Origin of the sequence: Solibacillus ferritrahens (assembly GCF_037027585.1) — a bacterium.
GTDB classification, from domain to species: Bacteria; Bacillota; Bacilli; order Bacillales_A; family Planococcaceae; genus Solibacillus; species Solibacillus ferritrahens.
The window spans coordinates 58,908-84,955 of the sequence record NZ_JAXCLE010000012.1 but is presented as its reverse complement, the minus strand read 5'-3'; the positions used below and the strand labels follow the sequence as shown (position 1 = coordinate 84,955).

Below are 26,048 nucleotides of genomic sequence, written 5' to 3'. Positions count from 1 at the left end.
AAAAAGTGATACTTTATTATCAACATAGGGAAGATAATAATTTTAATATTGTGGTATATAAAATTATTTCTTCCTAAGTAAATTATTGGAACAGCCATAAGGCAAAATTTGGAGGTTATTTTCATGTCGAACAATGTATTACCTGCAGGTTCTCCATGGTCTGCGTTCTCTGGTCCTAACTTAGGTTATGTATTAGAGCAATACGACTTATTCCTGCAATCTCCTGAAGAAGTTGAACCGGAATTAGTACAGTTATTCCAAGCTTACGGTGGTCCTGTATTCGCGGATGGTCAACAACCAGCTGCAACAGCAGCTGTAGCAGGTACTGGAGACTACAAAAAAGTATTAGCAGCAGTTAAATTGGCAGAATCTATTCGTGAATATGGTCATTTAGCAGCAGATTTGTACCCATTAAAAAATCGTCAATTAGATACTTCACGCATTGAAGAAAGCGTATTCAATTTAACAGCAGCAGATCTTCAGGCCATTCCTGCATCAGTATTTTTTGCAAATGTCCCTGTAGGCGTTACTAACGGTAAAGAGGCAATTGATTACTTGAAATCTGTTTATACAGACAAAGTAGGGGTAGAAGTTGCACATTTACAAAACCCGGAAGAGCGTGCTTGGATCGAAGCACAAATTGAAGGAGGAGCTTTTAAAGCGTCTCTAACTTCAGATGAAAAGAAAGCCGTGTTAGAACGTTTAACACGTATTGAAAACTTTGAAAAATTCATCCATAAAACATTCGTTGGTCAAAAGCGCTTCTCTGGAGAAGGTTTAGACACACAAATCATTTTATTAGATGAAATCATTAAAGCTTCTGAATCAAATGGTGTTAAAAATGTACGAATCGGTATGGCTCACCGTGGTCGTTTAAATGTACTGACTCACGTACTGAAAAAACCATACGATATGATGTTTTCAGATTTCGCACACGTTTCGAATGATCTTTTCTTACCAGAAGACGGCCGTTTACAAATTACAAAAGGCTGGACAGGTGACGTTAAGTATCATATGGGTGCATCTTACACACATGATTCTGGCTTGAATGTGAAATTAGCATACAATCCATCTCACTTAGAAGTAGGAAATCCACTTGTTATTGGTTCTGTGCGTGCTGCACAAGATGATACTTCTGAACCGGGTGTTGCTAAGCACGATCCATCTTCTGCAATGGGTATTATTCTTCACGGAGATGCAGCATTTGCAGGTCAAGGGATTGTAACAGAAGGCTTTAACTTCTCTCAAACAGCAGGCTTTAAAACTGGTGGTACTGTACAGATTATCGCGAACAACATGATCGGTTTCACAACTGAATTGCATGATTCTCGTTCATCAAACTACTCATCAGATCCAGCTAAAGGGTATGATATTCCTGTAATCCATGTGAATGCAGATAGCCCTGAAACAGTAGCAGCTGTAGGTCGTTTTGTAGCGGCATACCGTGCTAAGTTTAAAAAAGATATCGTTATTGACTTGATTGGGTACCGTCGCTACGGACATAATGAAACGGATGATCCGACAGTAACAAACCCTGAAACATATAAATTAGTAGCAAAACATGAGCCAATCCGTGCATTATATGGTGCACAGTTAGCTGAAGCAGGTATTTTATCTGCAGACGAAGTAAAGGCATTGGATTCAAGCATTTATGCTGAAATGCAAGCTGCTTACGATCATGTTAAGGCAATGGCAGAAAAAGACGAGCACTTATCGACTGAAATGCCTGAAGAATTAAAAATTGAATTCCCTGAGATTGACACGAAAGTTGATGCAGATCGTTTAGCTAAAGTGAACGAAGATTTACTTTTATTTGGTGACGGTTTTGAACCACAAAACAAATTAGGTAAGATTTTAGCAAAACGTCGTGATGCATTTACTGAAGGTAAAATTGACTGGGGTCATGCTGAAACATTAGCATATGCAACAATTACACAAGACGGCACACCGGTTCGTTTTACTGGTCAGGATGCACAGCGTGGTACGTTCTCTCAACGTCACTTAGTATTACACGATAAAAACAATGGCGCTGAGTTCACACCATTACACCATGTTGAAGGTGCAAAAGCTTCATTCACAGTTTACAACTCACCACTTACAGAAGCGGGTGTTGTAGGATTTGAATATGGTTATAATTTAGAAAACGAAAACGTACTATCTGTATGGGAAGCGCAATTCGGTGACTTCGCAAACATGGCACAAGTAATGTTTGATAACTTCATCTCAAGTGCACGCTCTAAATGGGGACAAAAATCTGGTTTCGTACTTCTATTACCACATGGTTATGAAGGTCAAGGTCCAGAGCACTCATCTAGCCGTATGGAACGTTTCCTACAATTATCAGCTGAAAATAACTGGTTCGTAGCAAACTGCTCTAACGCAGGTAACTACTACCACTTATTGCGTCGTCAAGCTGCTTTATTAGGTACTGAAGGTGTACGCCCATTAATAGTGGTATCTCCAAAATCACTACTACGCCACCCATTAGCTGCAGCGACAGCTGAACAACTAGCTACTGGTCGATTCCAGGAAGTTATTGAACAGCCAGGTTTAGGTAAAAATCCTAAGTCTGTAGAAAAAGTAGTACTTGGAACAGGTAAAGTAATGATAGATTTAGCAGAGCGTGTAAAAGATGGCGAAGGTTTTGACCACCTGCACATCGTTCGTGTTGAACAAATTTACCCATTCCCTGCACAACAAGTGAAAGATATTATCGCTCGCTTCCCGAATGTGAAGGAAATTGTATGGGTACAGGAAGAGCCGAAAAACCAAGGCTCATGGACTTATGTTCTTGAAACATTATATGATATTGCTGAAGGCAAAAAAGTTCGCTATGTAGGTCGCCCTGCAATGAGCTCAACTTCTGAAGGTGATGGCGATTCACATAAAGCAGCTCAAGCGAAATTAGTAAATGAAGCACTTGAAAAATAATATAATCGATTGATTGATACCCAAGCTACTTCTATATAAGGTAGGGGTAGCTTGCTATACAATAACTGTATAGCGTAATAAAAGGAGGATATGAACGTGGCTGAAATTAAAGTCCCTGAATTAGCAGAATCAATTACTGAAGGCACAATTGCCCAGTGGGTTAAAAAAGTTGGAGATCGCGTAGAAAAAGGCGAATTCATCGTAGAATTAGAAACAGATAAAGTAAACGCTGAAATCATCTCTGAAGAAGCAGGCGTATTAACTCAAATTTTAGCTGAAGAAGGCGATACTGTATTAGTTGGACAAGTAATCGCGGTAGTTGAAGCTGGCGAAGGCGCAGCTCCAGCACCTGCAGCAAAAGAGGAAGCACCAGCACCTGCTGCACCTGCAAAAGAAGAAGCTCCTAAAGCAGCAGCACCAGCTCCAGTAGCAGTTGAAGAAACTTCAGGTGAGCGAGTAATTGCTTCACCAGCAGCTCGTAAATTAGCTCGTGAAAAAGGCATTGACTTAGCAGCGATCTCTCCAGTAGATCCTCAAGGTCGTGTACGTGTTCAAGACGTAGCAGCTCATGGCACAGCGCCTGCAGCACCTGCTCAAGCAGCAGCTCCAGCTGGAAATGGTCCAATGATCTTCACACCAGCAGCTGACACTGATCGTGTAACTGTTGAAAAAATGAGCCGTCGTCGTCAAACAATTGCAAAACGTTTATTAGAAGTTAAACAATCAACTGCAATGTTAACTACATTCAACGAAATCGACATGACTAACATCATGGCATTACGTAAACGTAAACAAGAACAATTCGTGAAAGCAAACGACATCAAATTAGGTTTCATGTCATTCTTCACAAAAGCAGTAGTTGCAGCACTTAAAAAATATCCATACGTTAACGCTCAAATTAACGGTGACGAAATTCACTTAAACAACTTCTTCGATATCGGGATCGCGGTATCAACTGAAGAAGGTTTAGTAGTACCAGTAGTTCGTGATGCTAACGCTAAGAACTTCGCTGAAATCGAGAAAAACATCGCTGAGCTTGCAGGTAAAGCTCGCGACAAAAAATTAGGCTTAAACGACATGGCTGGTGGATCTTTCACAATCACAAACGGTGGTGTATTCGGTTCATTAATGTCAACGCCTATCATGAACGGTACACAAGCTGGTATTTTAGGTATGCACTCAATCGTTAACCGTCCAGTAGCTGTTAACGGTGAAGTTCAAATCCGCCCAATGATGTACGTGGCATTATCTTATGACCACCGTATCATCGATGGTAAAGATTCTGTTGGCTTCTTAAAAACAGTTAAAGAAATGATTGAAAACCCAGAAGATTTATTATTAAATTCATAATTAAAACTTTGAAAGCTAATTCGTAATTTATATTGCGAATTAGCTTTTTTTTATTTAAATTTCAGAAAAATGAGTGTTGACGGAAAAGTTGGAATAATGTTAAACTTAGACTATTAATTTAATAACAAAACCTCACAGCTTAGTGAGGTAGAGGTGCGGTATTTAATAGTTTTGTATGGAGTCATTGAGCTGACAGTGAAGTATAAAAGAAGGAAATATCGCCGAAGTGTTGTTTTAGCTCGATTTAACAGCGCTGGGTCTGTAATAAATAATTGCAGGACTGTCTCAATCTTCTTCCCGGATGATTGAGGTGTGCTATCTCATATTGGGAACTGTAGAGGATTTGGGCTAATCGTGAATGTAAACGACCTAAGGATATCCTTTTAGGTTGTTTTTTTTCATTTCTAAAAGCCGGAAATATATTTAATAAGGAGAGAATTGACTTGAAAAAGAAACTATTAATGGTAATTACTGCAATGATGACGATTTTTGTACTTGCAGCATGTGGTACAGATGATGAAAAATCAACTGGTTCAGACAAGAAAGTATTAAAGGTTGGTATGGAAGCCGGTTATGCACCATTTAACTGGTCACAAAAAGGTGATTCAAACGGTGGAGTACCGATTGATGGTTCTAAAGAATACGCAGCAGGCTATGATGTGGAAATCGCGAAAAAAATTGCTGAAGGCTTAGATATGGAATTAAAAGTTGTGAAAACAGACTGGGATGGGTTAATTCCTTCATTGCAATCAGGCGCAATTGATTTAGTAATTGCAGGAATGTCGCCAATGCCGGATCGTAAGGAAGCAATCGATTTTACAGAAAACTATTATACAAGTGATTATGTAATCGTAGTTAAAGAAGATGGTCCATATGCTAATGCAACATCATTATCTGATTTCTCGGGTGCAAAAATTACAGGTCAGCAAGCGACAACACACTATGATGTAATTGACCAAATCGAAGGTGTAAATAAGCAGGTAGCAGCAACTGACTTTGGTGCAATGCGCGTGCAATTACAATCAGGTGCAATCGATGGCTACGTTTCTGAGCGACCTGAGGGTATTTCTGCTGAAATGGCATTAAACAACATTAAGTATATCGTTCCAGAACCAAACTTCGAAGCAGATGAAGCGTCTACAGCTGTAGCAGTAGGGTTGAAAAAGGGATCTGATTTACGTGAACAAATTAACAAAGTATTAGCTGAAATTTCGGAAGAAGAGCGTCAACAATTAATGGAAGACGCTATTGCAAATCAACCAGCAGCACAGTAAACCGTGCAGCAATGATGTTTTAATTAAGGTTGTCTTGCCGGCAAACGGGAGACAACCTTTTTCTATTATCATCACCCAATACATATAGAATATTAATAAGAAAGAATTGGAGGACAAGGCTATGGCATTTTTGGAATCATCATGGAACTTGTTTACGAACAACTGGGATTTATTCGTACGTGGAGCTTGGACTGCACTTCTATTGGCAATTATCGGAACTATTTGTGGAACACTAATCGGATTTTTTATCGGAATTATGCATACGATTCCTAAACGTAAAAAGAATGTAAAATCAATGCTTTTAAAAGTATTCAATTTCATATTAACCGCATATGTGGAAATATTTAGGGGAACGCCAATGATGGTTCAAGCCATGGTTGTGTTTTACGGTCTTGTTTATTTAGGAATTGATATTGACCGCTTTTTAGCAGCTTCTCTCGTTATAAGCTTAAACACAGGAGCCTATATGGCGGAATATGTGCGTGGGGGTATTGTATCGATTGATAAAGGGCAATTTGAGGCAGCTCAGGCAATCGGGATGAATCATCTTCAAACAATGATTCATATCGTCATACCACAAGTAGCACGAAATATCTTACCTGCTACAGGTAACCAATTCGTTATGAATATTAAAGACTCTTCGGTTTTAAGTGTTATTTCCGTAGTAGAACTATTCTTTACAGCGAACTCGATTGCCGGTAGTAACTATAAATATATCGAAGCATTCTTTATTGCAACGGTATTGTACTTCATTATGACATTTACCGTAACGCGGTTCTTATTACTGTTTGAGAAGAAGATGGATGGACCCGCTTCCTATAAAGTGGAGCTCATTACAGGCAATAAGCTAGAAAAGGATGGTAAATAAACTATGACAGTTGTAATTGACATTAACCATTTAAATAAAAAATTCGGTGATCATGAAGTATTAAAAGATGTTAATTTCCAGGTAAATAAAGGAGAGGTTGTTACATTAATCGGTTCTTCTGGATCGGGGAAATCTACATTGTTACGATGCATTAACCTTCTAGAAACACCTACAGCTGGGGAAATCATATACAACGGCGAAAATATACTAAATGATGGTCATCATATAGAAAAGTACCGCACACATTTAGGTATGGTTTTCCAGCAGTTTAATTTGTTCAATAATTTGGATGTACTTAATAACTGTATGGTCGGTCAAATAAAAGTACTGAAGCGTACAAAAGAAGAAGCACAGCAAAATGCGTTCAAATATTTAGAACTGGTTGGCATGAGTGCTTATAAAAATGCGAAGCCAAAACATTTATCAGGTGGTCAAAAGCAACGTGTGGCAATAGCGCGTGCATTAGCGATGGACCCGGATGTGATGTTGTTCGATGAACCGACGTCTGCACTCGATCCGGAAATGGTGGGGGAAGTATTGAAAGTAATGCGTCATCTCGCAGATCAGGGAAATACAATGCTGATTGTCACACATGAGATGGAATTTGCAAAGGAAGTATCCGACCGCATCGTTTTTATGGATAAAGGAGTAATTGTAGAAGAAGGTCCTCCTGAAGCAATACTTGTAAATCCAAGTCACGAACGGACGAAGGAATTTTTAAAACGTACATTGCGCTAAAAATAGCATTAGGAGAAAAAGTAGCTACAAAAGTAACTTTATCGCAATAAAAAACAAGGAGGTTCCCGAAAAATTCATTTTCGGAACACGCCCTTGTTTTTCTTTTGCCAATCTTTATTTTCTTGAGTTCCATTCACTTATAAGTATAAAGACAACAGCAAATGCAATTGCTATTGCAAAAAACCACATAGGAACACTACCAAATGCCATAAATTCCACCTCTGTTTGTGAGTTTACCATGTACTATTGCTTCTATCAATTATTGGCACTTGTCGTTTTTTATACGATCGAGGCTTTCCTAGAACGGAAAAATCATATAAAATAGAAGGGTATAGATATTTGTTAAAAGTGAGGGAACAGCATGCTACATTTAAAATGGAAAGATGCACCTACGATTCGTACAGTAAAGTGTGTACATACGGATGCATCAAAGTATTTAGTATCAAATGTTTTAACAGTTGGTAAGGAATATGAAGTGAAGAATGAGACAGAAGAATTCATTTTTGTTATCGATAACACAGGTGAAGTTGGCGGATTCTACAAAGAGTATTTTGCATAAAAATTATGGGTACGTAAAAGGTTGTTATGACTTTTACGTACCCGTTTTTTATTTTTGTTCTAAAATGATGTGTTCGATCTCATGGCGCTTTTCGTCTGTTTTCACGTGCATACGTAACGTGTCTTCGATATCATGCAATAGTTGAAGCTGAGTTTGTTTAAAACGGTCGACATCGTTATGGGATAGTGCTTGACGTTTTGCTGCCTTACTGGAAGCCTCCAGCATCTTTCCGTTTTTCCGCATTAATTGTTCTGATGCAGTCATGAGACGCTCCTGTGATTGCATAGCACGACGTTGATTGTTCATATTCAATAACATCGCAATTTGCGATTGCCATAGAGGAATTGTCGTCATGATGGAACTTTGGATTTTTTCGATTAACATTTGATTTGTTTGTTGAATCATACGGATTTGGGGTGCATATTGGATGGCAACTTCCCGCGAAAGCTCTAAATCATACATACGACGGTCAATCCATTCAATTTGCATTTCTAAATCTTTCAGGTCATGCTGTTTAAAAGGGTTTTGACCTTCTACTACCTCCTGTTGAAGGGCAGGCAACACAACATCCCTCATATGCTGTTTTTTTACTTCAAGAGTCGCAATATAAACATTGATTTCCTGAAAGTATTCCTCATTCATTGCATATAATTTATTTAAAAACTGGTAATCATTCAGTAGAGCACTTTGATTATATTCTAATTGAATACTTAATCGGTCTATTCTTTTACTTAATTTATTATAATGAGTCATTATTTCCTGAATAGATTGCTTGGAACGGCTAAATAACTTAGCAAAAAAACCTTTCTCCTGTTCAATTAAGGCATCTGGATCAATCATTTCTAAGTGTTGCATTAAATCCGAGAGTACTTCACCGACTTTTCGGACATCTTTACGCTGGATATATTGAAGCATTTGGGAAGTGAATTTCTTTAAGGCTTCCTGAGCGGGCAGGCCGAATGAAAGAACATCTTCATATTGTTTCGGTTCAAGATTTTGCGCTAATTGTAAAACCTTTTGTTTCATTTGATTTGATAATGATGCGAAAAGCGGTGAGGCTGCATTGTTAGCAACATTCACCGCAAATTGTTCTTTACTTACTTGTAAGTCAGTATTCTCACTCGTTGTAAAGGCATCAAATGGATTATTCGTCATATTCATTTGTTACTCACCGCCGATTTTTAATCGATCTCTTCGTTTTTCATTCGACATTTTTGCAAAGTCAAGTTCGATTTTCAAGTTTTCGATATCCGATGATAGAGCACTCTTCAAATCGGATTCCATCGTTATTTGAAGCTCCTTCAAGGTTTTGCGTGTATCTTCCAGAGCTAAATGTACATCCGTACCAGGAACTTGTTCTTTCGTTAATAATGTATATTTATCCGACAGCTCAACAGCTGAAGGTAAGTGTGCATAGAAGAAATCTTCTACTGCATAAAACTTTTGGGGGTTAGTCTGTACAATATTGATGATGCGTTTTGATAATTTAGACATTTCATTTATTTGTTTAAATGAGCGTACAGAACGTACACGGATATATTGCTGGTTTAATGCCTGAATATGTGCACGGGCCTGTTTAATTTGTGCTTCGATTAAATTGTATTCGGATTTGGACAGTCCCAGCCTTTTACTTTGAGTAGTTTTCTGTATAGCCAATGTCACTTTGTTGCTAATGAAATAGGCACCTACTCCAAGAGGTAGTGCAAGCATCGTCGCTATACCCGATAAATTTACAAAAGTAAGTGTTAGAGCAGTTGAGAAGACTAAAAAGTTTATTAAGTGTCTTGTAAGAAAATTTATAGGACCAAGCATTTTCGTACCTCCTTTACTCGATACTATTGATACGTTTGAAATGAAAAAAAGTTTCAGACAATAAATCTTTCATAAAAAAAATGAAAGTCTCTTATCTAATCGTATCAATTTTTAGTTTAAAAAACAAAGTAAAACGATTTGGAAATGGGGAAGCCACTCAGAAATATTCTGTGCAGTTTGTAAGGAAAGTAGCCAACTCCCATTAATAAATTTAACGATTCTTTTACCCACGCTCTATCATATGAAAATATGCATTATTAGACATATTCATGTTCTCTGTATAGAATGGACTTATAAAGAAAGGATAATGTTTATGTATCAAATTATTTATATGAAAGCAGATTATGAGCCTTGGTGGCAATTTGACGGGTGGGAAGAACATATTGTATCTGTTGAAAAATTTGAGACAGAACAACAATTCCTAATAGCATTTAATCAGTTACTTGCACAATTCCGCGAAAAATATGAGTTTGAAGCATACAAAAATGACCGTTTTTATGCATTTTGGTCTGAAGAAGAATGTGAGTTTTGTGAAGCATGTGACGAAGATACCCAAATTTATCACGGTATTATAATACTAACTCCTGAAGTAATTTCTACTTAAATCAAAATTTTTATAATTTAAACAATTCTAATTGACAGGAAATAACGCCGAATATATACTGTATTTAACAATTGAAATGTTTGACCGAATACAATGGATTCACATATTACAAACAGTAATCGAGTTAGTTGATCGGTGCTCTTGTAATGTGTGTTTTTTTATTTATAGGCGCATTGAAATTGTTAACTTTTATTTTCGGAGGTATTCAATATGAAACAAGGTACAGTAAAATGGTTTAATTCAGAAAAAGGTTTTGGCTTTATCGAAGTAGAAGGGGAAAATGATGTATTCGTGCATTTCTCTGCTATTCAAGGTGACGGTTTCAAAACATTAGACGAAGGTCAACAAGTGGAATTCGACGTTGTAGATGGCAACCGCGGACCACAAGCAGAGAACGTTACAAAACTATAATCTTGAAAATCCTAAGCTGCGTATCATGATGCGCAGCTTTTTTTATTTTTCAACACATTTTTATATATAATGATATCAATTTGACTATAAGGTCTTTACAGTTAAAAAAAAAGAAGTGCAGAGCTCTGCACTTCTTCTTTTTGATTTTCTTAGCTTAAGCCTTGTGCATCTTTCCACTCTAGATACTCATCATATGTTAATGGCTTATCTAAAATTGAACCGTCTTCACGAATTTCAATTACGCGATTAGCAATTGTTTGAATGAACTGGTGGTCATGTGATGTAAAGATCATCGCGCCTTTAAAGCGGATTAAACCTTCATTCAGTGCTTGAATTGATTCTAAGTCTAAGTGGTTCGTTGGTTCATCCAATAATAATACGTTCGAATTTGAAAGCATCATTTTTGAAAGCATACAGCGAACTTTCTCTCCACCTGAAAGTACAGCAGGAGATTTCTTCACTTCTTCACCAGAGAATAACATACGGCCTAAGAAACCACGTAAGAACGATTCAGTTTCATCTTCCGGAGAATAAGGGCGTAACCATTCAACTAATGACTTTTCATTGCCGCCGAAGTATTGGTCATGGTCCATTTCGAAGTAGCTTTGAGATGTTGTGACACCCCATTTATACGTACCAGCATCTGCTTGTTTACGATCCATTAAAATATCCATAAATGCAGATTTTGCATTTGGTGAACCTAAAAGGATAATTTTATCTTCTTTGTTCATTGAGAAGCGGATGTCTTTAAATAATGTTTCGCCATCTTGTGAAGCTGTTAAGCCATCAACTGTTAATACGTCATTCCCGATTTCACGACCAGCTTGGAAGTTGATGAACGGGTACTTACGGCTTGAAGGACGGATGTCATCCAGCTCAATTTTATCAAGCATTTTTTTACGAGACGTTGCTTGAGAAGATTTCGATGCGTTTGCAGAGAAACGTGCAACGAATTCTTTTAATTCTTTAATTTTCTCTTCTTTTTTCTTGTTTTGGTCTGCCATCATTTTTTGCGCTAATTGACTTGACTCATACCAGAAATCGTAGTTCCCAACATAAAGCTGAATTTTACCAAAGTCTAAGTCAGCAATATGTGTACATACTTTATTTAGGAAGTGACGGTCATGGGATACAACGATTACAGTGTTTTCGAAGTTAATTAAAAACTCTTCAAGCCATTTAATCGCTTTTAAGTCCAAGTGGTTCGTAGGCTCATCCAGAAGTAAAACATCCGGTTTACCGAATAGTGCCTGTGCAAGTAAAACTTTTACTTTGTCAGAACCTTCTAAGTCAGCCATCATCATATAGTGCAGGTCGTCGCCGATACCTAGACCGTTTAAAAGAGTGGCAGCATCAGATTCTGCTTCCCATCCGTTCATGTCAGCGAATTCGCCTTCAAGTTCAGCTGCACGCATACCATCTTCGTCTGTCATTTCAGGTTTCATATAGATTGCGTCTTTTTCAGCTTTTACTTCCCAAAGACGTTTATTACCCATAACAACCGTATCTAATACATTAAATTCATCGTACTCGAAGTGGTTTTGCTTTAATACTGAAAGACGTGCATCTTTACCCATTGATACGTGGCCTTCTTGTGCCTCAATATCACCAGATAAAATTTTTAAAAATGTTGATTTACCAGCACCGTTTGCACCGATTAGGCCATAACAGTTACCTGGATTGAATTTAATATTTACATCGTCAAATAATTTACGGTCACCATAACGTAGACCTACACCTGATACTTGAATCATGCAGGTACCTCCTTGAATTGTTTCGTTGTATTTTGGATTGCTAAAAAAAGAGAATTCTCTTTTGCACACAATGTTTCTATTATAGCATGTCTTAGTGCTAAATTAAATAACAGCGCTTATGAAAATCTACAATTCCATCGATTGAAAAAAAATTAAGTTGGCAGAATTTTTATTTTATGGTTTACTTGCTACGAATGTATAGAGAAACGGGGAAGTTACATGAATCAAAGATCAAAGTGGAGTGCCGGTCTTATAATTTTCGCTATTTTTCTTGTTTCAATAAATTTACGGCCTGCTGTTACGTCAGTTGGACCAATTTTATCAACTATTAGGGAATCGTTACATGTATCAAGCACTCAGATGAGCTTATTAACGTCAATTCCTGTATTTTGTATGGGATTATTCGCACCTTTAGCAGTACCTATGCAAAAAAAGTATGGGTATCGGCTGTCAATAACAGTATTGACAGGCTTAATAGGACTTGCAACCGTTACGCGTATTGTATTTTCAAGCTATAGTGCGCTTCTTATTACAAGCTTTTTAGCTGGTTTTGCTATTGCTATCATTAGTCCAATTATTAATGCATATATAAAACAAAAATTCCCTACAAGAATGGAACCGGTTATTGGGATTTATTCTTTTGCAATGGGATTCGGTGCAGCAATCAGTGCGGGCTTCACGGGTATTTTCTACAAGAGCTTCGACGGCAATTGGGCTTTATCACTCAGCATTTGGGGTTTTTTGGCAATTTTCGCGATGATTAGCTGGTTTGCAATTGTAAAAGATGGACCGGTGCGGAAGGTTGGAACTCATCAGACTGATCAAGCAAGAAATCCATGGAAGAATAAATTAGCTTGGACGATTCTTATTTATTTCGGTTTCCAAACTTCTTTATTTTTTAGTTTAACAACTTGGCTAACTTCTGTGGCGTTAGAGCAGGGGATGACATTACTAACAGCAGGATCTGTTTTGACGCTGATGACAATTGTCCAATTAGTCGGCAATATATTGATTCCATCCTTAGTAAATCGTTATCCGAATCGATTGATTTGGTTACAGAGTTTAATTTTCATCGGTGTTGTCGGGTCAGCGATATTTTTTATCGATTCAACATGGGCTATATGGATAAGCGCGGTTATCTTCGGATTGGTGCTAAGCGGATTGTTCCCGATTGGCCTCATGCTACCGTTGGATGAAGCTGTAAATAATCGAGAAGCAAATGAGTGGAGTTCAATGGTATTATCAGGTGGATTTATGATGAGTGCTTTTGCACCGCTTACAATCGGCTTTGTATATGATTGGACAGCTACACATTATTTTACGAAGTGGATTATCGTTATTTTGTTTATACTTATGTCATTATCAGTATTTATAATGCAAAAACAAAAGAAATCAGTATAATGGAAGAAGTGTCTGAATAAATCAGCCGCTTCTTTTTTTATAATGGATAGCTAGTTTACATAATATAATTATTTGTTAGGAGATCGTATGCGAAAGTTATTTTTACTAATGGTGTTGTTTTTAGCAGGCTGTGCAGATCCAGCCGAGGAGAGTAAGTGGGTGGGAGAAGCGTTACCAAATGAACCACTTGAGGAAATAAAGGTGCAAGAAAGCAAAGTCCCGATATATACTCCTACTTCAAATACAGTGGGATATGTAATTAAGCAACAAAAACGGGATAAATGGTTATTGGTAAATGCAGAGCAGGTGGCCAGTCATCCTTATTCACTTGTTCATCATGACCTTTTAAATTTAGGTGAGACTTATGCCATTGACGTAGAACATAATATTGCAATTATTCATATTAGAAACAGCTATGATTATTTGATAGAGGATATTTCAACTTATGAAACTAAGTTGAACGAAAAAGATATCATTGCAGAAAAACAACATATTGATGCATTATTGAAAAAGGCTATCACCGAGAAAATGGACTGGCAGGAGCGCCTGCAAAAAAATAAACAGCTGCTGGACGTTTCCAATCAACAGCCAATCGAAAATTTCACAGATTACTATAATAAAAATATTTTCACATATAATGTCGATGACCTGAGAGCTTCAGCCGTAAACTTGATCGAAAAACTCAACAAATATATCGACGAACGGGATGAAGCCTTGATAACTGATCTCATACGATCTGATGATATATTAAAGGAAATACAATATTTAACAAAATCAATTAATGGATTTGAAATAAAGGAAGCCCGTAAGGATGGCTTTTACTATTATGTAAATGGTGCTGATGATCAAAAAAATGACATTAGACTAACATTAATTAAAGAGGGGCAGCGGTATAAATTAATTGGTGCGAATTTCTTATCTGACGAATTTTTAAATGAAGAAAAAATTCCTCATATCCAATTTGATGAGAAAGCGACATACGATTCATTACCAGGACTACAAATGTTTGTAAACAATAATCTTCCTGCTATAAAAATAACTGTAGATAAGCTTACATGGTCTTTAAAGCATGAGGATAAAAAAGTAGCCGTATCAAATGGAACTGCTAACTTCAACTGTGCAAAAGTAACAGTCATTGAAAACGATTTAATTTTAAATAGCTGCGAAAACACAAAAAATAAAAATTATATTATCGCATCTTTCAAAGAATAGGGATTATCTATGTAGTCCCTATTTTTATATTACTACATATTATCCGACGCTATATAGGAAAAAATTAATTTAAGAAAAGTCTATAAGAAATAACAGGCGATAAAGAAATTTTCAACAAAAAGCTCCCTATTTCATATAAAATAGAGTAAGGAAAGATAAAAAAAGATTAATTTTATAATTATATTATGTAAACTAGATATTTTATATTTTAAATAATAAGACACTATATATTGTAAATAACTAATTTAATCCAGGAGGCGCTATGTTACAGGAAGCTATTAAACATTTAAATACTTATTTTGGTTATAGTTCTTTTCGAACAGGTCAGTCACAAATTATTGAAAATGTACTAAAGAAGCAAGATACGCTAGTTATAATGCCTACTGGTGGGGGGAAATCAGTCTGTTATCAAATTCCTGCCCTTTGTTTACAAGGCACAACAGTCGTTATTTCACCTTTGATTTCACTAATGAAAGATCAAGTTGATATGCTCGTTTCCAGCGGAATAAAAGCTGCATATATTAATAGTTCGCTTAGCTATGATGAAGTGCAGGATGTGATGTATGCAGTGCGCAACGGGGAAGTTAAGCTTCTTTATATTGCACCGGAACGTCTAGAAAATGAACGCTTCTGTGCGGAGCTTGCCCAAATACAGGTACCACTTTTAGCAATTGATGAAGCACATTGTATTTCCCAATGGGGGCATGATTTCCGTCCAAGTTATCGCTCCATCCAGCAGTTGCTACACTTATGGGCTGACAAACCAACCGTAATTGCTTTAACAGCCACGGCAACTGAGGAAGTAAGCGCCGATATACAAAAGCTATTATCGATTGATAAGACTAATACTTTCGTTACAGGTTTTGCGCGGGAAAATTTAGCTTTTTCAGTACTTCTTGGTGAAAATAAAGAGGCTTATATTAAAAAGTATGTAAAGGCAAATGAGTCGGAAGCCGGCATTATTTATGCTGCTACTCGGAAAGCTGTAGAATCGGTATATGAAATGCTACATAAAGCCGGATTTGCGGTAGCTAAGTATCATGGGGGAATGTTTGAAGAAGACCGGACTTATGAGCAAAACCGCTTTTTAAATGATGAAGTTCAAATAATGGTCGCAACCAATGCATTTGGCATGGGAATTAATAAAACGAACGTGCGTTACGTCCTTCACTATAATATGCCGAGAAATATGGAAAGCTATTATCAAGAGGCAGGACGTGCGGGGCGAGATGGACTTAATAGTGAGTGTATTTTGCTTTACAGCTCCTCAGATGAACAAACACAGCGATTCTTAATTGATCAGGCTCAAGATCGTTCGCGCATTCCTTTTGAACTTGAAAAGCTACATGCGATGATAGATTACTGCCATACAGAGCGCTGTTTACAAAGTTATATAATAGATTATTTTGGTGACCAGGCTGAACAAGATTGCGGACGTTGTGCCAACTGTACAGATGATCGCCCTCAACAAAATGTGACGACAGATGCTCAAAAAGTTTTATCGTGCATAGTCCGAATGGGACAGAAATTTGGGAAGCAACTGACTGCCTCTGTATTAGCCGGTTCACGAAGCAAAAAAGTATTGGAATTCAATTTTCATAAACTGCCTACTTACGGTATATTACGCGCGATGAATGCTAAGGAAATTTCGAGCTTTATTGAATTTTTGATTTCGGAAAAACTCATTACCGTACACAACGGCCAGTTTCCAACGATTTCGATATCGGACTTAGGAAAAGAAGTGTTGTTGGGCAATAAGCAAGTATTCAGAAAAGAAGCTCGTATTGTTCAAACTACGGTAGAGTCGAATGATCCATTATTCGAAACTTTAAGGAAAGTTCGGAAAGAGATTGCTGACCGTGAAAAAGTACCACCATTTGTTGTATTTTCGGATAAAACTTTAAAGGAAATGTGTATTCGCCGTCCTAAAAACAGTAGCCAGTTTTTAGAGGTAAGTGGTGTAGGGGAAAGTAAACTAGAGAAATATGGCAAAACTTTCATTGATGCAATAATTTCACAATCTTAATAATTTGTTTAGTATACTTCATTAAACAATACTATATAATTTTAAAAATTATTTATTATATTAATTGTAACAAAAGTACAATATTTCCCTTAATTTGTAATGGAAATGTTATTTCACTTTAATTAAAAGGATGCTATGATCTCGCTTAGCATTCTTTTTTTATGATTTTGCAGTTTAAATCATTAAACTTTTAGTTAAGATATTGTAAAAAATCTGTATTCATAGTTTAATTAGAATATTCAGTCGAATATTTAGGTAAGAAGTGTGGGTGAAAAAGTGAATATATTAGGAGAGCGTATAAAAAAGCTAAGAAAAGAAAAAAAATTAACACAAACTGAAGTCGTTGGTGAGCGCTTAACAAAAGGAATGCTCAGTTTAATTGAAAACGGAAAAGCACAGCCATCAATGGAGAGTCTTTGCTTTATCGCAAAGCAGCTTAATGTGGACGTAAGCTACCTACTTGATGATGGGACAATGACAGCTCTTCGAAACTTATATACGGATATTGAGGAAGATGTAGAGCGCAGAAAGCTAATTCGTGATCCAGATGAACTTCAATCATTAACAATTAAAATGATTGAAAAAATCGAACCATTTTTAACTGAAATCCAAGGAACGAACTATGAACAAATTAGATTAAGAGAAGTCTATTTCTTAATGAATCGTACAATCAATAAGGCAAAATCATTGGATGAGTATTGGAAATTCATTGATCAATACGAAGAGATCCATGCATACAGCCGCATGTTACGTTGTTATTTCTATCTATGTCTATCATCAATCGAACAACGTAATTATAGTGAAGCTCTAAGTATTTTAAAACAAGGTGAAGAAAAAGTAGCGCCATATGAGCTAATGATTGATCCGATGGTTAGAATCGACTTATACTATAATTTAACTATTTCATACTCGGCAGTCGATGATGTCCGAATGTCCGAACATTATTTACAAAAGGCATTGGAAATGGCTAAGAAATTGCAAATTTTTTATCGTATGGACCGCTTTTATCACTTGCTGTTTATCCAATCGATTGCTGGTGAAGATTATGAGAGAAGTAGGGAATACATAGAAAAATTGAGACTTTTATCCGAATTCGCAGAAGAACCTACAATATCCATCCTCTTTTTATATAGTAAATTACACTACTTAAATAATGTTGAAAAAAACTACAGGCAAATAGCTCCTGAAATTCAGCATTACAAGGTAAAGCTTCATAATTATTTATTCCTATTTAAAAATCCAATATTCATCGGGGAAGAAATGTATGCGGAGTTTAAACTGAAAAACTATACAAATGTCATTCGAATAGGGGAGTCTTTAATTATTCCGAGTTATCTTCACCATCCAATAGATTTGGCTAAATATTATCGCTTCTTCGCGGTGCGTGCTTTAGCTTATTATTATGAAAATGACGAAGTGGCTGCTAAGCGCGACATTATATTTGCCAAAAATGGGGTGGAGGATTTCCCTTCAACGATCTATAAAAAATTCATTTATGAAGCATTTAATGAAATCTTCATGTGAAAAATGAACACGAATTAAAATAAAAAGCCGTTCAAACTTTACAAATAGTAAAGTTTGAACGGCTGTTATGTCCTAGCCTTTTTAAGGTTAAGTTATTCTTTATCCCAGTAGTTATTTAAAAACTCATCTCGACCTGATTTTGCACGGTCTTCTTTATAAAGAGCTTCTTCTTTTTTATAATAATCTTGGTGATGCTCTTCTGCTGGCCAGAATGCAGAAGCTTGTCTAATTTCAGTCACGATTGGCTTTTTAAATCGGCCACTTTCAGCTAATTTTTGCTTTGACTGTAATGCTGCTTCGTGCTGAACGCTATTATGTGTAAAAATTACGGATTTGTATGACTCGCCGCGATCATGGAACTGGCCTCCCGCGTCAGTAGGGTCTATTTGCATCCAATAGATTTCCAACAGTTTTTCATAGCTGAATACTTCCGGGTTAAATATGATTTGAACTGCTTCAACATGACCGGAATTACCCTGCTTTACATCTTCATATGTTGGATTTTCTACATGACCACCCATATAGCCACTTGTCACTTTTTCAATGCCATCCCATTGATCGAATGGTTTGACCATACACCAAAAACATCCACCTGCAAATGTTGCCTTTTCCATTATGTAACACTCCTTGTGCTGCCGAATTTATATACATCGGAGCTGAATATAGAACAAATTTCATAAGTAGTTAATTGTTGTATTCTATCATGTATATGTATGTCAATCAATGATTACAATTGATATTAAACAGAAAGCTGTGTGCTTTAAATGGTATAATCATGATAATTTGAAACTAAATATAATTATAAATCGTCTAAACTTCACGTAATTAGAAAGGAAGTAGTATCAATGGAAGAACAGACGCGTCAAACCCGTTATAAAAAGAAAAAAATCCGAAAAGGCAGGGTAATTTTTTTAATCCTCTTTTTAGTCATTATTGGCTCAATTGGTTATAGTTATGTTCAGTTTCAAAATGGCCGTGATTTAGCAAGTGACAACAAAATTCCAGTCGAGGGCTTTGAACCGGATGATAACCACCCGACTGTTGAAAATTACCTAGTTTTAGGGGTTGATACACGGGGGGAGGAAAAATCACGTACCGATACGATGATGTTGCTATCCTGGAACCGTGATACCAATGATATGAAGCTCGTTTCCTTCATGAGAGATATTTATGCAGAAATTCCAGGCTATCAATCATATAAACTTAATACCGCCTATTACTTAGATGGTGTTTCATTACTACAAAAAACACTAAACAATATGTTCGATATTCCTATTCATCACTATGCGATGATTGATTTTAGAAGCTTCGAAACATTAATTGATATTTTAGCGCCAAATGGAATCGAGATGGACGTTGAAAAGGACATGGGCGGATTAATATATGTGGAACTGAAGAAAGGTGTCCACAATTTGAACGGAAAAGAATTACTTGGGTATGCTCGTTTCCGTGCAGATGCCGAAGGGGATTTTGGACGAGTTGCACGACAACAAAAAGTAATTGAAGCCCTAAAAGATGAATTATTATCACCAAGAAATGTAGCCAATATGCCCAAATTTGTTGGTGCAATGCAAGGCTATATTACAACTGATTTAACAAGTAAGGATCAATTAGCTACCGTTTTAAAAGCCGTTGCAGGCGGCAAGGTAAATATTGAAAAATTAACGATTCCTGCTGAAGGAACATACAAATTTGCTAAGTACCGTCACGCGGGTGAAGTAATTGAAATCGATAAGGAAAAAAATAAACAAATATTGCATGATTTTTTAAATTTAAGCGAGTAAGCATTAGATGTAATTTTCTAATTCATGCTAAAATGAACATATAGTAAATTTTGTCGATATATTGGGGTGGTCTTTTGGAGAAAAAAGTAGAAGAAAAAAGTAACAATCAAGTACCGCAAGAAAAATCTAATTTTTTCTCATCGATCTTTATTCGTTTTCTAGGCGGAAAAAATTTATTGTTCTTATTAGTGGTCATCTTATTAATCGGTTGTACAGTATTCATCTACGATAAAATTGCGTTTGTTTTTGAACCATTGCATGTACTATTCGAAGTGATCATTTTACCGGGTGTGTTAGGGGTAATTTTATTTTACCTATTACGTCCTCCGTTAAAGCTGTTAGTGAGATGGAAAGTACCACGCGGGTTGGCAATTTTGATTTTGTACATTGTAGCAATTGCATTAATCACTTTGCTTGTTGTTCTTGTATTCCCGTTTTTGCGAGACCAGTTTACAAACTTAGTACAGGAATTTCCTGTAGTGCTTATGTCTCTTGCCAATGATTTATTAGTCTTTTTAAATAACTCTCAATTCAATGAGTATTTTGAGAAAATCAATTTTGATTACAATAAATTATTGACTGATTTTACCGGCAGCTTTATTGAAACAGTGAAAGATACATTGACAAGTGTTGCGTCAGGCGTAGCGTCAGGAATTACGGGACTTGTATCTACAATAACAGGAATCGTTTTATCACTCGTCATCGTTCCTTTTATTACGTTTTATCTATTATATGAAGGTGAAAAGATGCCTCGTTTTATTTTACGTCTTTTTCCACCTCGTATGCGCCTACGTATGGGGGAAGTCCTGCATGACATGGACAAACAAATCAGCTCTTATATTCAAGGTCAAATTTTAGTGTCATTTTGTATTGGCGTCATGATGACAATCGGGTTTTTAATCATTGGCATGCCTTATGCATTACTATTAGGTTTCATAGCCATGATAACAAGTGTAGTCCCATACTTAGGTCCAGCAATTGCCGCAACACCAGCAGCGATTATTGCCATTGTAAATTCACCATGGTTGTTATTGAAGTTAATTATCGTATGGACAATTGTACAATTAATCGAAGGGAAGTTTATATCTCCTCAAATTATGGGTAAATCATTAAGTATTCATCCGATTACGATTATTTTTGTATTATTAACATCCGGTTCTCTATTTGGTGTAGCTGGTGTCGTGTTAGGTCTTCCTGGCTATGCTCTAATTAAAGTTCTTATTACACATACGTATCGAATATTTAAAGAGCGCTATAATCGCTTTCAAACAGACGAAACGAATTTGTATGAAGATTTAAAATAAAGAACATGGGGGTGTCCTGAAATATTCAGGGCACTTCCTTTTAAAATCATTCGGTTGATTTCTTATTTTATGGGGGAATTCACATGTTAAGTAAATGGTTAACAACAGTAGAAGAAAACGGCGTGAGAGTAGAAACAGTTATTGAAAAAACAGACCTTGTTGAAGGTGATGTGCTTAATGGTTCTGTTTACATTACGCCACTTACAGATGATGAAGATGATAAAATTGACTACATTTCATTAAAAGTTCTTTGCGAACAGGCAAACGGAGAAATATCCGTTATTGGTAAACATTCCTTTGAAGTGGTCGGCACTATTCGATCAAAAGATGCGGAAATTATGCCTTTTGAAATTATGCCAGATGAGCGTTGGGTATGTGGAGTAGATGAACGACTTATTTTCCAGACGACTGTAATATTTTTAGATGGAACAGAAGTCGAAGAAGTTGGTTATATTTCTTATGATACTGAGTAAGCATATAGAGGCCGGGACAAAACCCACCTCAAAATAAACAGCCGTTCAAATTTTACGATAAGTAAAGTTTGAACGGCTTTATTTTTGTATCTACTTCGTAGCCGTTGTTCTCCGTTACGGCGGACGCTTTCCTGGGGGCACGAGGCCAACACGATGTTGGTCACAAAAGCGTTGCCACAGGACGTGGCGTTTTTAGCTTTTGTTCCTTTCGCTCTCCCTCGTGCTCCTGCGATTACTCGTCGCAAAGTAAACTTTGCTTGTTCCCCTGGGAGTCGCCGCCTTCACTCCGAACAACTATTTTTCCCTCTATATCAAGTAAATCCCTACATAATTTTTGTCCCAGCTTAATTCTTTAGACACGAATTGTTTTTAACTTTTCCACGGCTTTCTCAAGTAATTCGACTGGTTGTACTAATGCTAAACGCATGTATCCTTCACCTGCTGAACCAAAGACCGTGCCAGGTACCATAACAACGCCAATTTGTTCAATTGCTTTAAAGGCAAAGTCAATGCAATTTATATCGTAAGGGTATTTTGCCCAAACGAACATTCCTCCATCACTAGGTGCAACTTCCCAGCCTAATGATGTCAAACCTTCCATCAATGTTTTATGACGCTTCGAAAAAGTCTTTCTTAATTCGTCTGTAATTTCCTCAGAGTTGTCTAACGCTAATGCTGCAACTTGTTGAATCGGTTCAAAAATACCGAAATCTAAATTGGATTTTAACTGCTTCATTATTTCAACTAATTGTGCATTACCTACAATGTAGGCAATTCGGGTACCAGCTAGGCTAAAGCTTTTTGATAAGGAATTGATTTCCAATCCAACTTCTTTTGCTCCTGGTGTTGCAAGGAAGCTAATCGGTGCATTGCCTTTGAAGTAAAACTCTGAATAGGCTGCATCATGTAATACAATGATATTGTATTGCTTCGCGAATTCAACAACTTCTTTAAAATATTCCAGAGATGGCATTGCAGGTACTGGATTACCTGGTAAATTCAATATTAGTAATTTTGCCTTTTGTAGAACTTCTTCAGGAACAGCTTTTAAATCGGGTAAATAATCGTTCTCTTTTGTTAAAGGCATATAGTAGGGTGTTGCACCCGCTAAATGTATCCCGGCATCATAGGCAACATAAGCTGGATTTGTTGTTAATACGACGTCTCCTGGATCACAAAAAGCAACAGGCAGATGTACCAAGCCTTCTTGAGAACCGATTGTTTGTACTACTTCAGTTTCTGCATTTAATTCAACACCGTTTACTCGTTTATAGTAGTTACATACTGCTTCATTAAATGTTTGAATACCCGTTAATGTATAGCCATATGAAGAAGAAAGTGCCGTAAGCTCCGACATTTTTTTGCGTAAATTTTCAGCTGGAGGGATATCTGGACTGCCTAAGCTTAAATCAATCAATTCCATCCCATTTTGCTGTTGGCTTTTTGCATGTTTTTTTAAATCCCCAAATATTGCTGGGGCAAATAAAGACATTTTTTTTGACGGTTGGATATTCAATATGTAACACTCCTTAAAACTTTCAAATGTAAGCACCATTTTATCATACTCATCACGTATAATGGGGAGGAAATCAGAAAATAGAGTTATCTTCATACACAAAAGCATTAAATTGAAATAGAGTAGCTATTTTTTACTGTATAGATAGAAGGGAAGAGACTGATGATCATCTATTCTTTAAGTGGGCCGAGTGGAACTGGTAAAAGTACAAGTGCGCTACAATTTGCTCACGAACAAAATATTCAGGCAATTATTGATGATGGGTTATTTATTGTAAATGGTGAAAAGGTAGCCGGTACGTCAGCAAAATTTGAGAAAAATACATTAAAGGCAGTGCGTCGCGCAATTTTCGATGATGATGTACACAAAGAGGAGATTTTAAAGGCTATTCAATCCTATGAAGTGAAATCAATCTTAATTATAGGAACATCGGATAAAATGACTAAAAAAATAGCCGCGCGTTTAGAGATTGGCGAAATTAACCATTTTTATTATGTACAGGATATTCGAACAGAAAAAGAAATCCGTATCGCTAAATATATTAGAGAAGTACAAGGAAAGCATGTTATGCCGGTACCTTACAAACAAGTAGAACAAAATTTCTTTAAACGTCTAGTTCAGCGTGGGAAAGAGATTTTCTCTTCTACTCAAGTGAAACTAGGGGAAACGACGATTGTACAACCTGACTTCCATCAAAATAGTGTGTATATAGCACGTTCAGTTTATCTAGATGTTTTGGAACATGTACTCGAGCAGCAGAATCAAATCACAAAATTTGAAGTGCCGAATTTACAAATTGAAGGAATTCCGCAGATGAACATTAATATTTATTTAAGATTACCTGTCCACTATCATGTTCCCACTTATTTATACGAAGTTCAAAAAGATATTGCCGATGTATTTTCCCATCAATTCGGCATAGAACCGGAAAAAATTAATTTACAGTTAAGAGGAATTAAATAACCGTTAAAAAGGGCTGACATTAATACGTCAGTTCTTTTTTTAAATTATTAACATATAAATCTTAAAAATTAATTGTATTTTTAGAAAAATAAATATATTCTAAATATTAAGAAGTATTGGTTGGACCAAATGATTGTTGGTATAACCAAAAATCAAAAAGGGGATGCATTATGAATTATATTGAACAATTACAGGATTTATTATCACATGAACAAGTGACAACAAATGATGTTTTACGTGAACAGCATGGGAGAGATGAATCTTACCATGAACCTCACTTACCAGATGTGGTCGTTTATCCAAAATCAGTAGAAGAAGTGAGTGCGGTTTTAGCCTTCGCAAATGCGCAGCTTATACCAGTTGTACCATTTGGTTTAGGTACAAGTCTTGAAGGACATGTCATTCCAACAAAAGGCGGGATCTCACTTGATTTGTCACTTATGAATGCTGTGCTTGAAGTACGGTCAGAAGATTTTTTAGTAAAGGTCCAACCTGGTGTTACACGTAGTCAATTAAATAAGGAACTAAAAAAACACGGCATGTTCTTTTCTGTTGATCCAGGGGCAGATGCAACACTGGGAGGTATGGCTGCTACGAATGCAAGCGGGACTACTTCTGTGCGCTATGGGATTATGCGCGATCAAGTTCGTGATTTAGAAGTCGTTTTAGCGAATGGCGACATTATCCACACAGGCGGGCTAGCTGCCAAGTCATCATCTGGCTATCATCTAAACGGGCTTATGATAGGTTCAGAAGGTACACTTGGTGTCATTACGGAGTTAACATTACGAGTTTACGGTATTCCGGAAAAAATAGTGGCAGGACGTGCAACATTTAATACTGTCCAAGAAGCCGTCAATTCAGTTGTTGCATTAAAGCAGGCCGGGATTCCAATGGCACGCATTGAGCTTGTTGATAAAAATAGTATTGAACAGGTTAATCATGCTTCGGGTACTAGTTTTATAGAAATGCCTACGTTATTTTTGGAATTTCACGGCAATGAATCTGGTTTACAGTCCGATGTTGTCTTTGCAACAGAACTATTGAATGATAATGGCTGTACGGGTCTAGCTTTTGAACAAGATGAACGAGCTCGTAATCAGCTATGGGAATTGCGTCATAATCTGGCCTACACTTACATCCATTCAGCACCAGGAAAACGCTTAATGTCTACCGATGTAGTAGTTCCGATCAATTCATTGCCGGAAGCGATCGAAAATTCCCGCAAAAAAATTGAGAGCATGAATATCAACGCCGGAATTGTCGGACATGTTGGTGATGGGAACTATCATATTTTACTCATGGTTGATATGAATGATCCACACGATATATTGCAGGCAAAAGAGCTTAATGAGCATGTTGTGGAATTCGCATTATCATTGGGTGGTACTTGTACAGGTGAACATGGTGTCGGTAGCGGCAAAGCAAAATACCAACGACTTGAGCATGGGTTAGCATACGACTGGATGAAACAGATTAAACAAATATTTGATCCAAACAACATTATGAATCCAGGTAAAATATTCATTGATTAGGGGAATTGG

The 26,048-nt window shown here is 36.7% G+C and carries 23 protein-coding genes and 1 riboswitch; of the genes, 17 read left to right on the top strand and 6 right to left on the bottom strand.

Translation table 11 applies throughout. The annotated features are described in order from the left end of the window. The first annotated feature begins 123 nt into the window (after positions 1–123). The 5 genes from SNE38_RS12835 to SNE38_RS12815 all read left to right on the top strand — a co-directional run bounded on the left by SNE38_RS12835 (position 124) and on the right by SNE38_RS12815 (position 7,161). Positions 124–2,931, top strand: coding sequence for a 2-oxoglutarate dehydrogenase E1 component (locus tag SNE38_RS12835; RefSeq protein WP_191703360.1), 2,808 nt, complete (start codon positions 124–126; stop codon positions 2,929–2,931). A gap of 96 nt (positions 2,932–3,027) precedes the next feature. Beyond that, positions 3,028–4,281, top strand: a complete 1,254-nt coding sequence (gene odhB / locus SNE38_RS12830) for a 2-oxoglutarate dehydrogenase complex dihydrolipoyllysine-residue succinyltransferase (RefSeq protein ID WP_191703361.1) — start codon at positions 3,028–3,030, stop codon at positions 4,279–4,281. 140 nt (positions 4,282–4,421) lie between these two features. Continuing rightward, a riboswitch (Lysine riboswitch) is annotated at positions 4,422–4,607 on the top strand. A 117-nt stretch (positions 4,608–4,724) separates the two neighbouring features. Continuing rightward, positions 4,725–5,555, top strand: coding sequence for a transporter substrate-binding domain-containing protein (locus SNE38_RS12825; protein WP_191703362.1), 831 nt, complete (start codon positions 4,725–4,727; stop codon positions 5,553–5,555). 121 nt (positions 5,556–5,676) lie between these two features. Then, positions 5,677–6,423: an amino acid ABC transporter permease gene (locus SNE38_RS12820; RefSeq protein WP_191703363.1), complete on the top strand. Its 747-nt coding sequence runs from the start codon at positions 5,677–5,679 to the stop codon at positions 6,421–6,423. A 3-nt stretch (positions 6,424–6,426) separates the two neighbouring features. Beyond that, positions 6,427–7,161 carry an amino acid ABC transporter ATP-binding protein gene (locus SNE38_RS12815; protein ID WP_191703364.1) on the top strand — a complete coding sequence of 245 codons (735 nt, stop codon included), beginning with the start codon at positions 6,427–6,429 and terminating at the stop codon, positions 7,159–7,161. 114 nt (positions 7,162–7,275) lie between these two features. Here SNE38_RS12815 and SNE38_RS12810 read toward each other — a convergent pair whose 3' ends face one another. Beyond that, entirely contained in the window at positions 7,276–7,401 is a 126-nt protein-coding gene (locus SNE38_RS12810; protein WP_263618315.1) for a hypothetical protein, read from the bottom strand. Positions 7,402–7,522: 121 nt separating this feature from the next. Here SNE38_RS12810 and SNE38_RS12805 point away from each other — a divergent pair, with 121 nt between their 5' ends. Further along, positions 7,523–7,720, top strand: coding sequence for a DUF6501 family protein (locus SNE38_RS12805; RefSeq protein ID WP_191698974.1), 198 nt, complete (start codon positions 7,523–7,525; stop codon positions 7,718–7,720). A gap of 48 nt (positions 7,721–7,768) precedes the next feature. Here SNE38_RS12805 and SNE38_RS12800 read toward each other — a convergent pair whose 3' ends face one another. Next, positions 7,769–8,881, bottom strand: coding sequence for a toxic anion resistance protein (locus SNE38_RS12800; protein ID WP_191703365.1), 1,113 nt, complete (start codon positions 8,879–8,881; stop codon positions 7,769–7,771). A 3-nt stretch (positions 8,882–8,884) separates the two neighbouring features. Beyond that, a complete protein-coding gene (locus SNE38_RS12795) occupies positions 8,885–9,532 on the bottom strand; it encodes a 5-bromo-4-chloroindolyl phosphate hydrolysis family protein (RefSeq protein ID WP_191703366.1) in 648 nt (215 codons plus the stop codon). 313 nt (positions 9,533–9,845) lie between these two features. Here SNE38_RS12795 and SNE38_RS12790 point away from each other — a divergent pair, with 313 nt between their 5' ends. Beyond that, a complete protein-coding gene (locus SNE38_RS12790; RefSeq protein WP_191703367.1) occupies positions 9,846–10,136 on the top strand; it encodes a DUF1033 family protein in 291 nt (96 codons plus the stop codon). Positions 10,137–10,346: 210 nt separating this feature from the next. After that, entirely contained in the window at positions 10,347–10,547 is a 201-nt protein-coding gene (locus tag SNE38_RS12785; RefSeq protein WP_191703368.1) for a cold-shock protein, read from the top strand. A 149-nt stretch (positions 10,548–10,696) separates the two neighbouring features. On the opposite strand, the gene SNE38_RS12780 is transcribed toward SNE38_RS12785, so the two are convergent. Beyond that, on the bottom strand, positions 10,697–12,301 hold the full coding sequence (locus SNE38_RS12780; RefSeq protein ID WP_191703369.1) for an ABC-F family ATP-binding cassette domain-containing protein: 1,605 nt from the start codon (positions 12,299–12,301) through the stop codon (positions 10,697–10,699). 219 nt (positions 12,302–12,520) lie between these two features. On the opposite strand from SNE38_RS12780, the gene SNE38_RS12775 reads away from it, so the two are divergent. The 4 genes from SNE38_RS12775 (at position 12,521) to SNE38_RS12760 (ending at position 18,464) form a co-directional block, all read left to right on the top strand. Beyond that, positions 12,521–13,702, top strand: coding sequence for an MFS transporter (locus SNE38_RS12775; protein ID WP_191703370.1), 1,182 nt, complete (start codon positions 12,521–12,523; stop codon positions 13,700–13,702). An 87-nt stretch (positions 13,703–13,789) separates the two neighbouring features. Continuing rightward, positions 13,790–14,914: a hypothetical protein gene (locus SNE38_RS12770; RefSeq protein WP_191703371.1), complete on the top strand. Its 1,125-nt coding sequence runs from the start codon at positions 13,790–13,792 to the stop codon at positions 14,912–14,914. A 262-nt stretch (positions 14,915–15,176) separates the two neighbouring features. Further along, positions 15,177–16,940: a DNA helicase RecQ gene (gene recQ / locus SNE38_RS12765; protein ID WP_191703372.1), complete on the top strand. Its 1,764-nt coding sequence runs from the start codon at positions 15,177–15,179 to the stop codon at positions 16,938–16,940. Positions 16,941–17,216: 276 nt separating this feature from the next. Next, a complete protein-coding gene (locus tag SNE38_RS12760; RefSeq protein WP_191703373.1) occupies positions 17,217–18,464 on the top strand; it encodes a helix-turn-helix domain-containing protein in 1,248 nt (415 codons plus the stop codon). Between the two features lie 92 nt (positions 18,465–18,556). Here SNE38_RS12760 and msrA read toward each other — a convergent pair whose 3' ends face one another. Continuing rightward, complete coding sequence (gene msrA, locus SNE38_RS12755) at positions 18,557–19,078, bottom strand: peptide-methionine (S)-S-oxide reductase MsrA (protein WP_191703374.1); 522 nt, start codon at positions 19,076–19,078, stop codon at positions 18,557–18,559. 231 nt (positions 19,079–19,309) lie between these two features. On the opposite strand from msrA, the gene SNE38_RS12750 reads away from it, so the two are divergent. The 3 genes from SNE38_RS12750 (at position 19,310) to SNE38_RS12740 (ending at position 22,025) form a co-directional block, all read left to right on the top strand. After that, entirely contained in the window at positions 19,310–20,248 is a 939-nt protein-coding gene (locus SNE38_RS12750; RefSeq protein ID WP_191703375.1) for an LCP family protein, read from the top strand. 74 nt (positions 20,249–20,322) lie between these two features. After that, entirely contained in the window at positions 20,323–21,552 is a 1,230-nt protein-coding gene (locus SNE38_RS12745) for an AI-2E family transporter (protein WP_191703376.1), read from the top strand. An 83-nt stretch (positions 21,553–21,635) separates the two neighbouring features. Then, positions 21,636–22,025, top strand: a complete 390-nt coding sequence (locus SNE38_RS12740) for a cysteine synthase (protein ID WP_191703377.1) — start codon at positions 21,636–21,638, stop codon at positions 22,023–22,025. A gap of 352 nt (positions 22,026–22,377) precedes the next feature. Here SNE38_RS12740 and SNE38_RS12735 read toward each other — a convergent pair whose 3' ends face one another. Beyond that, complete coding sequence (locus tag SNE38_RS12735) at positions 22,378–23,541, bottom strand: aminotransferase class I/II-fold pyridoxal phosphate-dependent enzyme (RefSeq protein ID WP_404829010.1); 1,164 nt, start codon at positions 23,539–23,541, stop codon at positions 22,378–22,380. A gap of 162 nt (positions 23,542–23,703) precedes the next feature. On the opposite strand from SNE38_RS12735, the gene SNE38_RS12730 reads away from it, so the two are divergent. Together SNE38_RS12730 and SNE38_RS12725 are read left to right on the top strand one after the other, a co-directional pair. Further along, a complete protein-coding gene (locus SNE38_RS12730; protein ID WP_336046622.1) occupies positions 23,704–24,504 on the top strand; it encodes an ATP-binding protein in 801 nt (266 codons plus the stop codon). A gap of 170 nt (positions 24,505–24,674) precedes the next feature. Continuing rightward, positions 24,675–26,039, top strand: coding sequence for an FAD-binding oxidoreductase (locus SNE38_RS12725; protein WP_191703379.1), 1,365 nt, complete (start codon positions 24,675–24,677; stop codon positions 26,037–26,039). The last annotated feature ends 9 nt before the right edge of the window (positions 26,040–26,048 follow it).

Bases quoted from the DNA above. Each gene is read 5' to 3' on its own strand.
- SNE38_RS12725 (WP_191703379.1), top strand. From the start codon at position 24,675: ATGAATTATATTGAACAATTACAGGATTTATTATCACATGAACAAGTG.
- SNE38_RS12800 (WP_191703365.1), bottom strand. From the start codon at position 8,881: ATGAATATGACGAATAATCCATTTGATGCCTTTACAACGAGTGAGAAT.
- SNE38_RS12795 (WP_191703366.1), bottom strand. From the start codon at position 9,532: ATGCTTGGTCCTATAAATTTTCTTACAAGACACTTAATAAACTTTTTA.
- recQ (WP_191703372.1), top strand. From the start codon at position 15,177: ATGTTACAGGAAGCTATTAAACATTTAAATACTTATTTTGGTTATAGT.
- SNE38_RS12775 (WP_191703370.1), top strand. From the start codon at position 12,521: ATGAATCAAAGATCAAAGTGGAGTGCCGGTCTTATAATTTTCGCTATT.
- SNE38_RS12750 (WP_191703375.1), top strand. From the start codon at position 19,310: ATGGAAGAACAGACGCGTCAAACCCGTTATAAAAAGAAAAAAATCCGA.
- SNE38_RS12835 (WP_191703360.1), top strand. From the start codon at position 124: ATGTCGAACAATGTATTACCTGCAGGTTCTCCATGGTCTGCGTTCTCT.
- SNE38_RS12820 (WP_191703363.1), top strand. From the start codon at position 5,677: ATGGCATTTTTGGAATCATCATGGAACTTGTTTACGAACAACTGGGAT.
- SNE38_RS12810 (WP_263618315.1), bottom strand. From the start codon at position 7,401: ATGGTAAACTCACAAACAGAGGTGGAATTTATGGCATTTGGTAGTGTT.
- SNE38_RS12770 (WP_191703371.1), top strand. From the start codon at position 13,790: ATGCGAAAGTTATTTTTACTAATGGTGTTGTTTTTAGCAGGCTGTGCA.
- SNE38_RS12815 (WP_191703364.1), top strand. From the start codon at position 6,427: ATGACAGTTGTAATTGACATTAACCATTTAAATAAAAAATTCGGTGAT.
- SNE38_RS12790 (WP_191703367.1), top strand. From the start codon at position 9,846: ATGTATCAAATTATTTATATGAAAGCAGATTATGAGCCTTGGTGGCAA.
- SNE38_RS12730 (WP_336046622.1), top strand. From the start codon at position 23,704: ATGATCATCTATTCTTTAAGTGGGCCGAGTGGAACTGGTAAAAGTACA.
- msrA (WP_191703374.1), bottom strand. From the start codon at position 19,078: ATGGAAAAGGCAACATTTGCAGGTGGATGTTTTTGGTGTATGGTCAAA.
- SNE38_RS12785 (WP_191703368.1), top strand. From the start codon at position 10,347: ATGAAACAAGGTACAGTAAAATGGTTTAATTCAGAAAAAGGTTTTGGC.
- SNE38_RS12780 (WP_191703369.1), bottom strand. From the start codon at position 12,301: ATGATTCAAGTATCAGGTGTAGGTCTACGTTATGGTGACCGTAAATTA.
- SNE38_RS12740 (WP_191703377.1), top strand. From the start codon at position 21,636: ATGTTAAGTAAATGGTTAACAACAGTAGAAGAAAACGGCGTGAGAGTA.
- SNE38_RS12805 (WP_191698974.1), top strand. From the start codon at position 7,523: ATGCTACATTTAAAATGGAAAGATGCACCTACGATTCGTACAGTAAAG.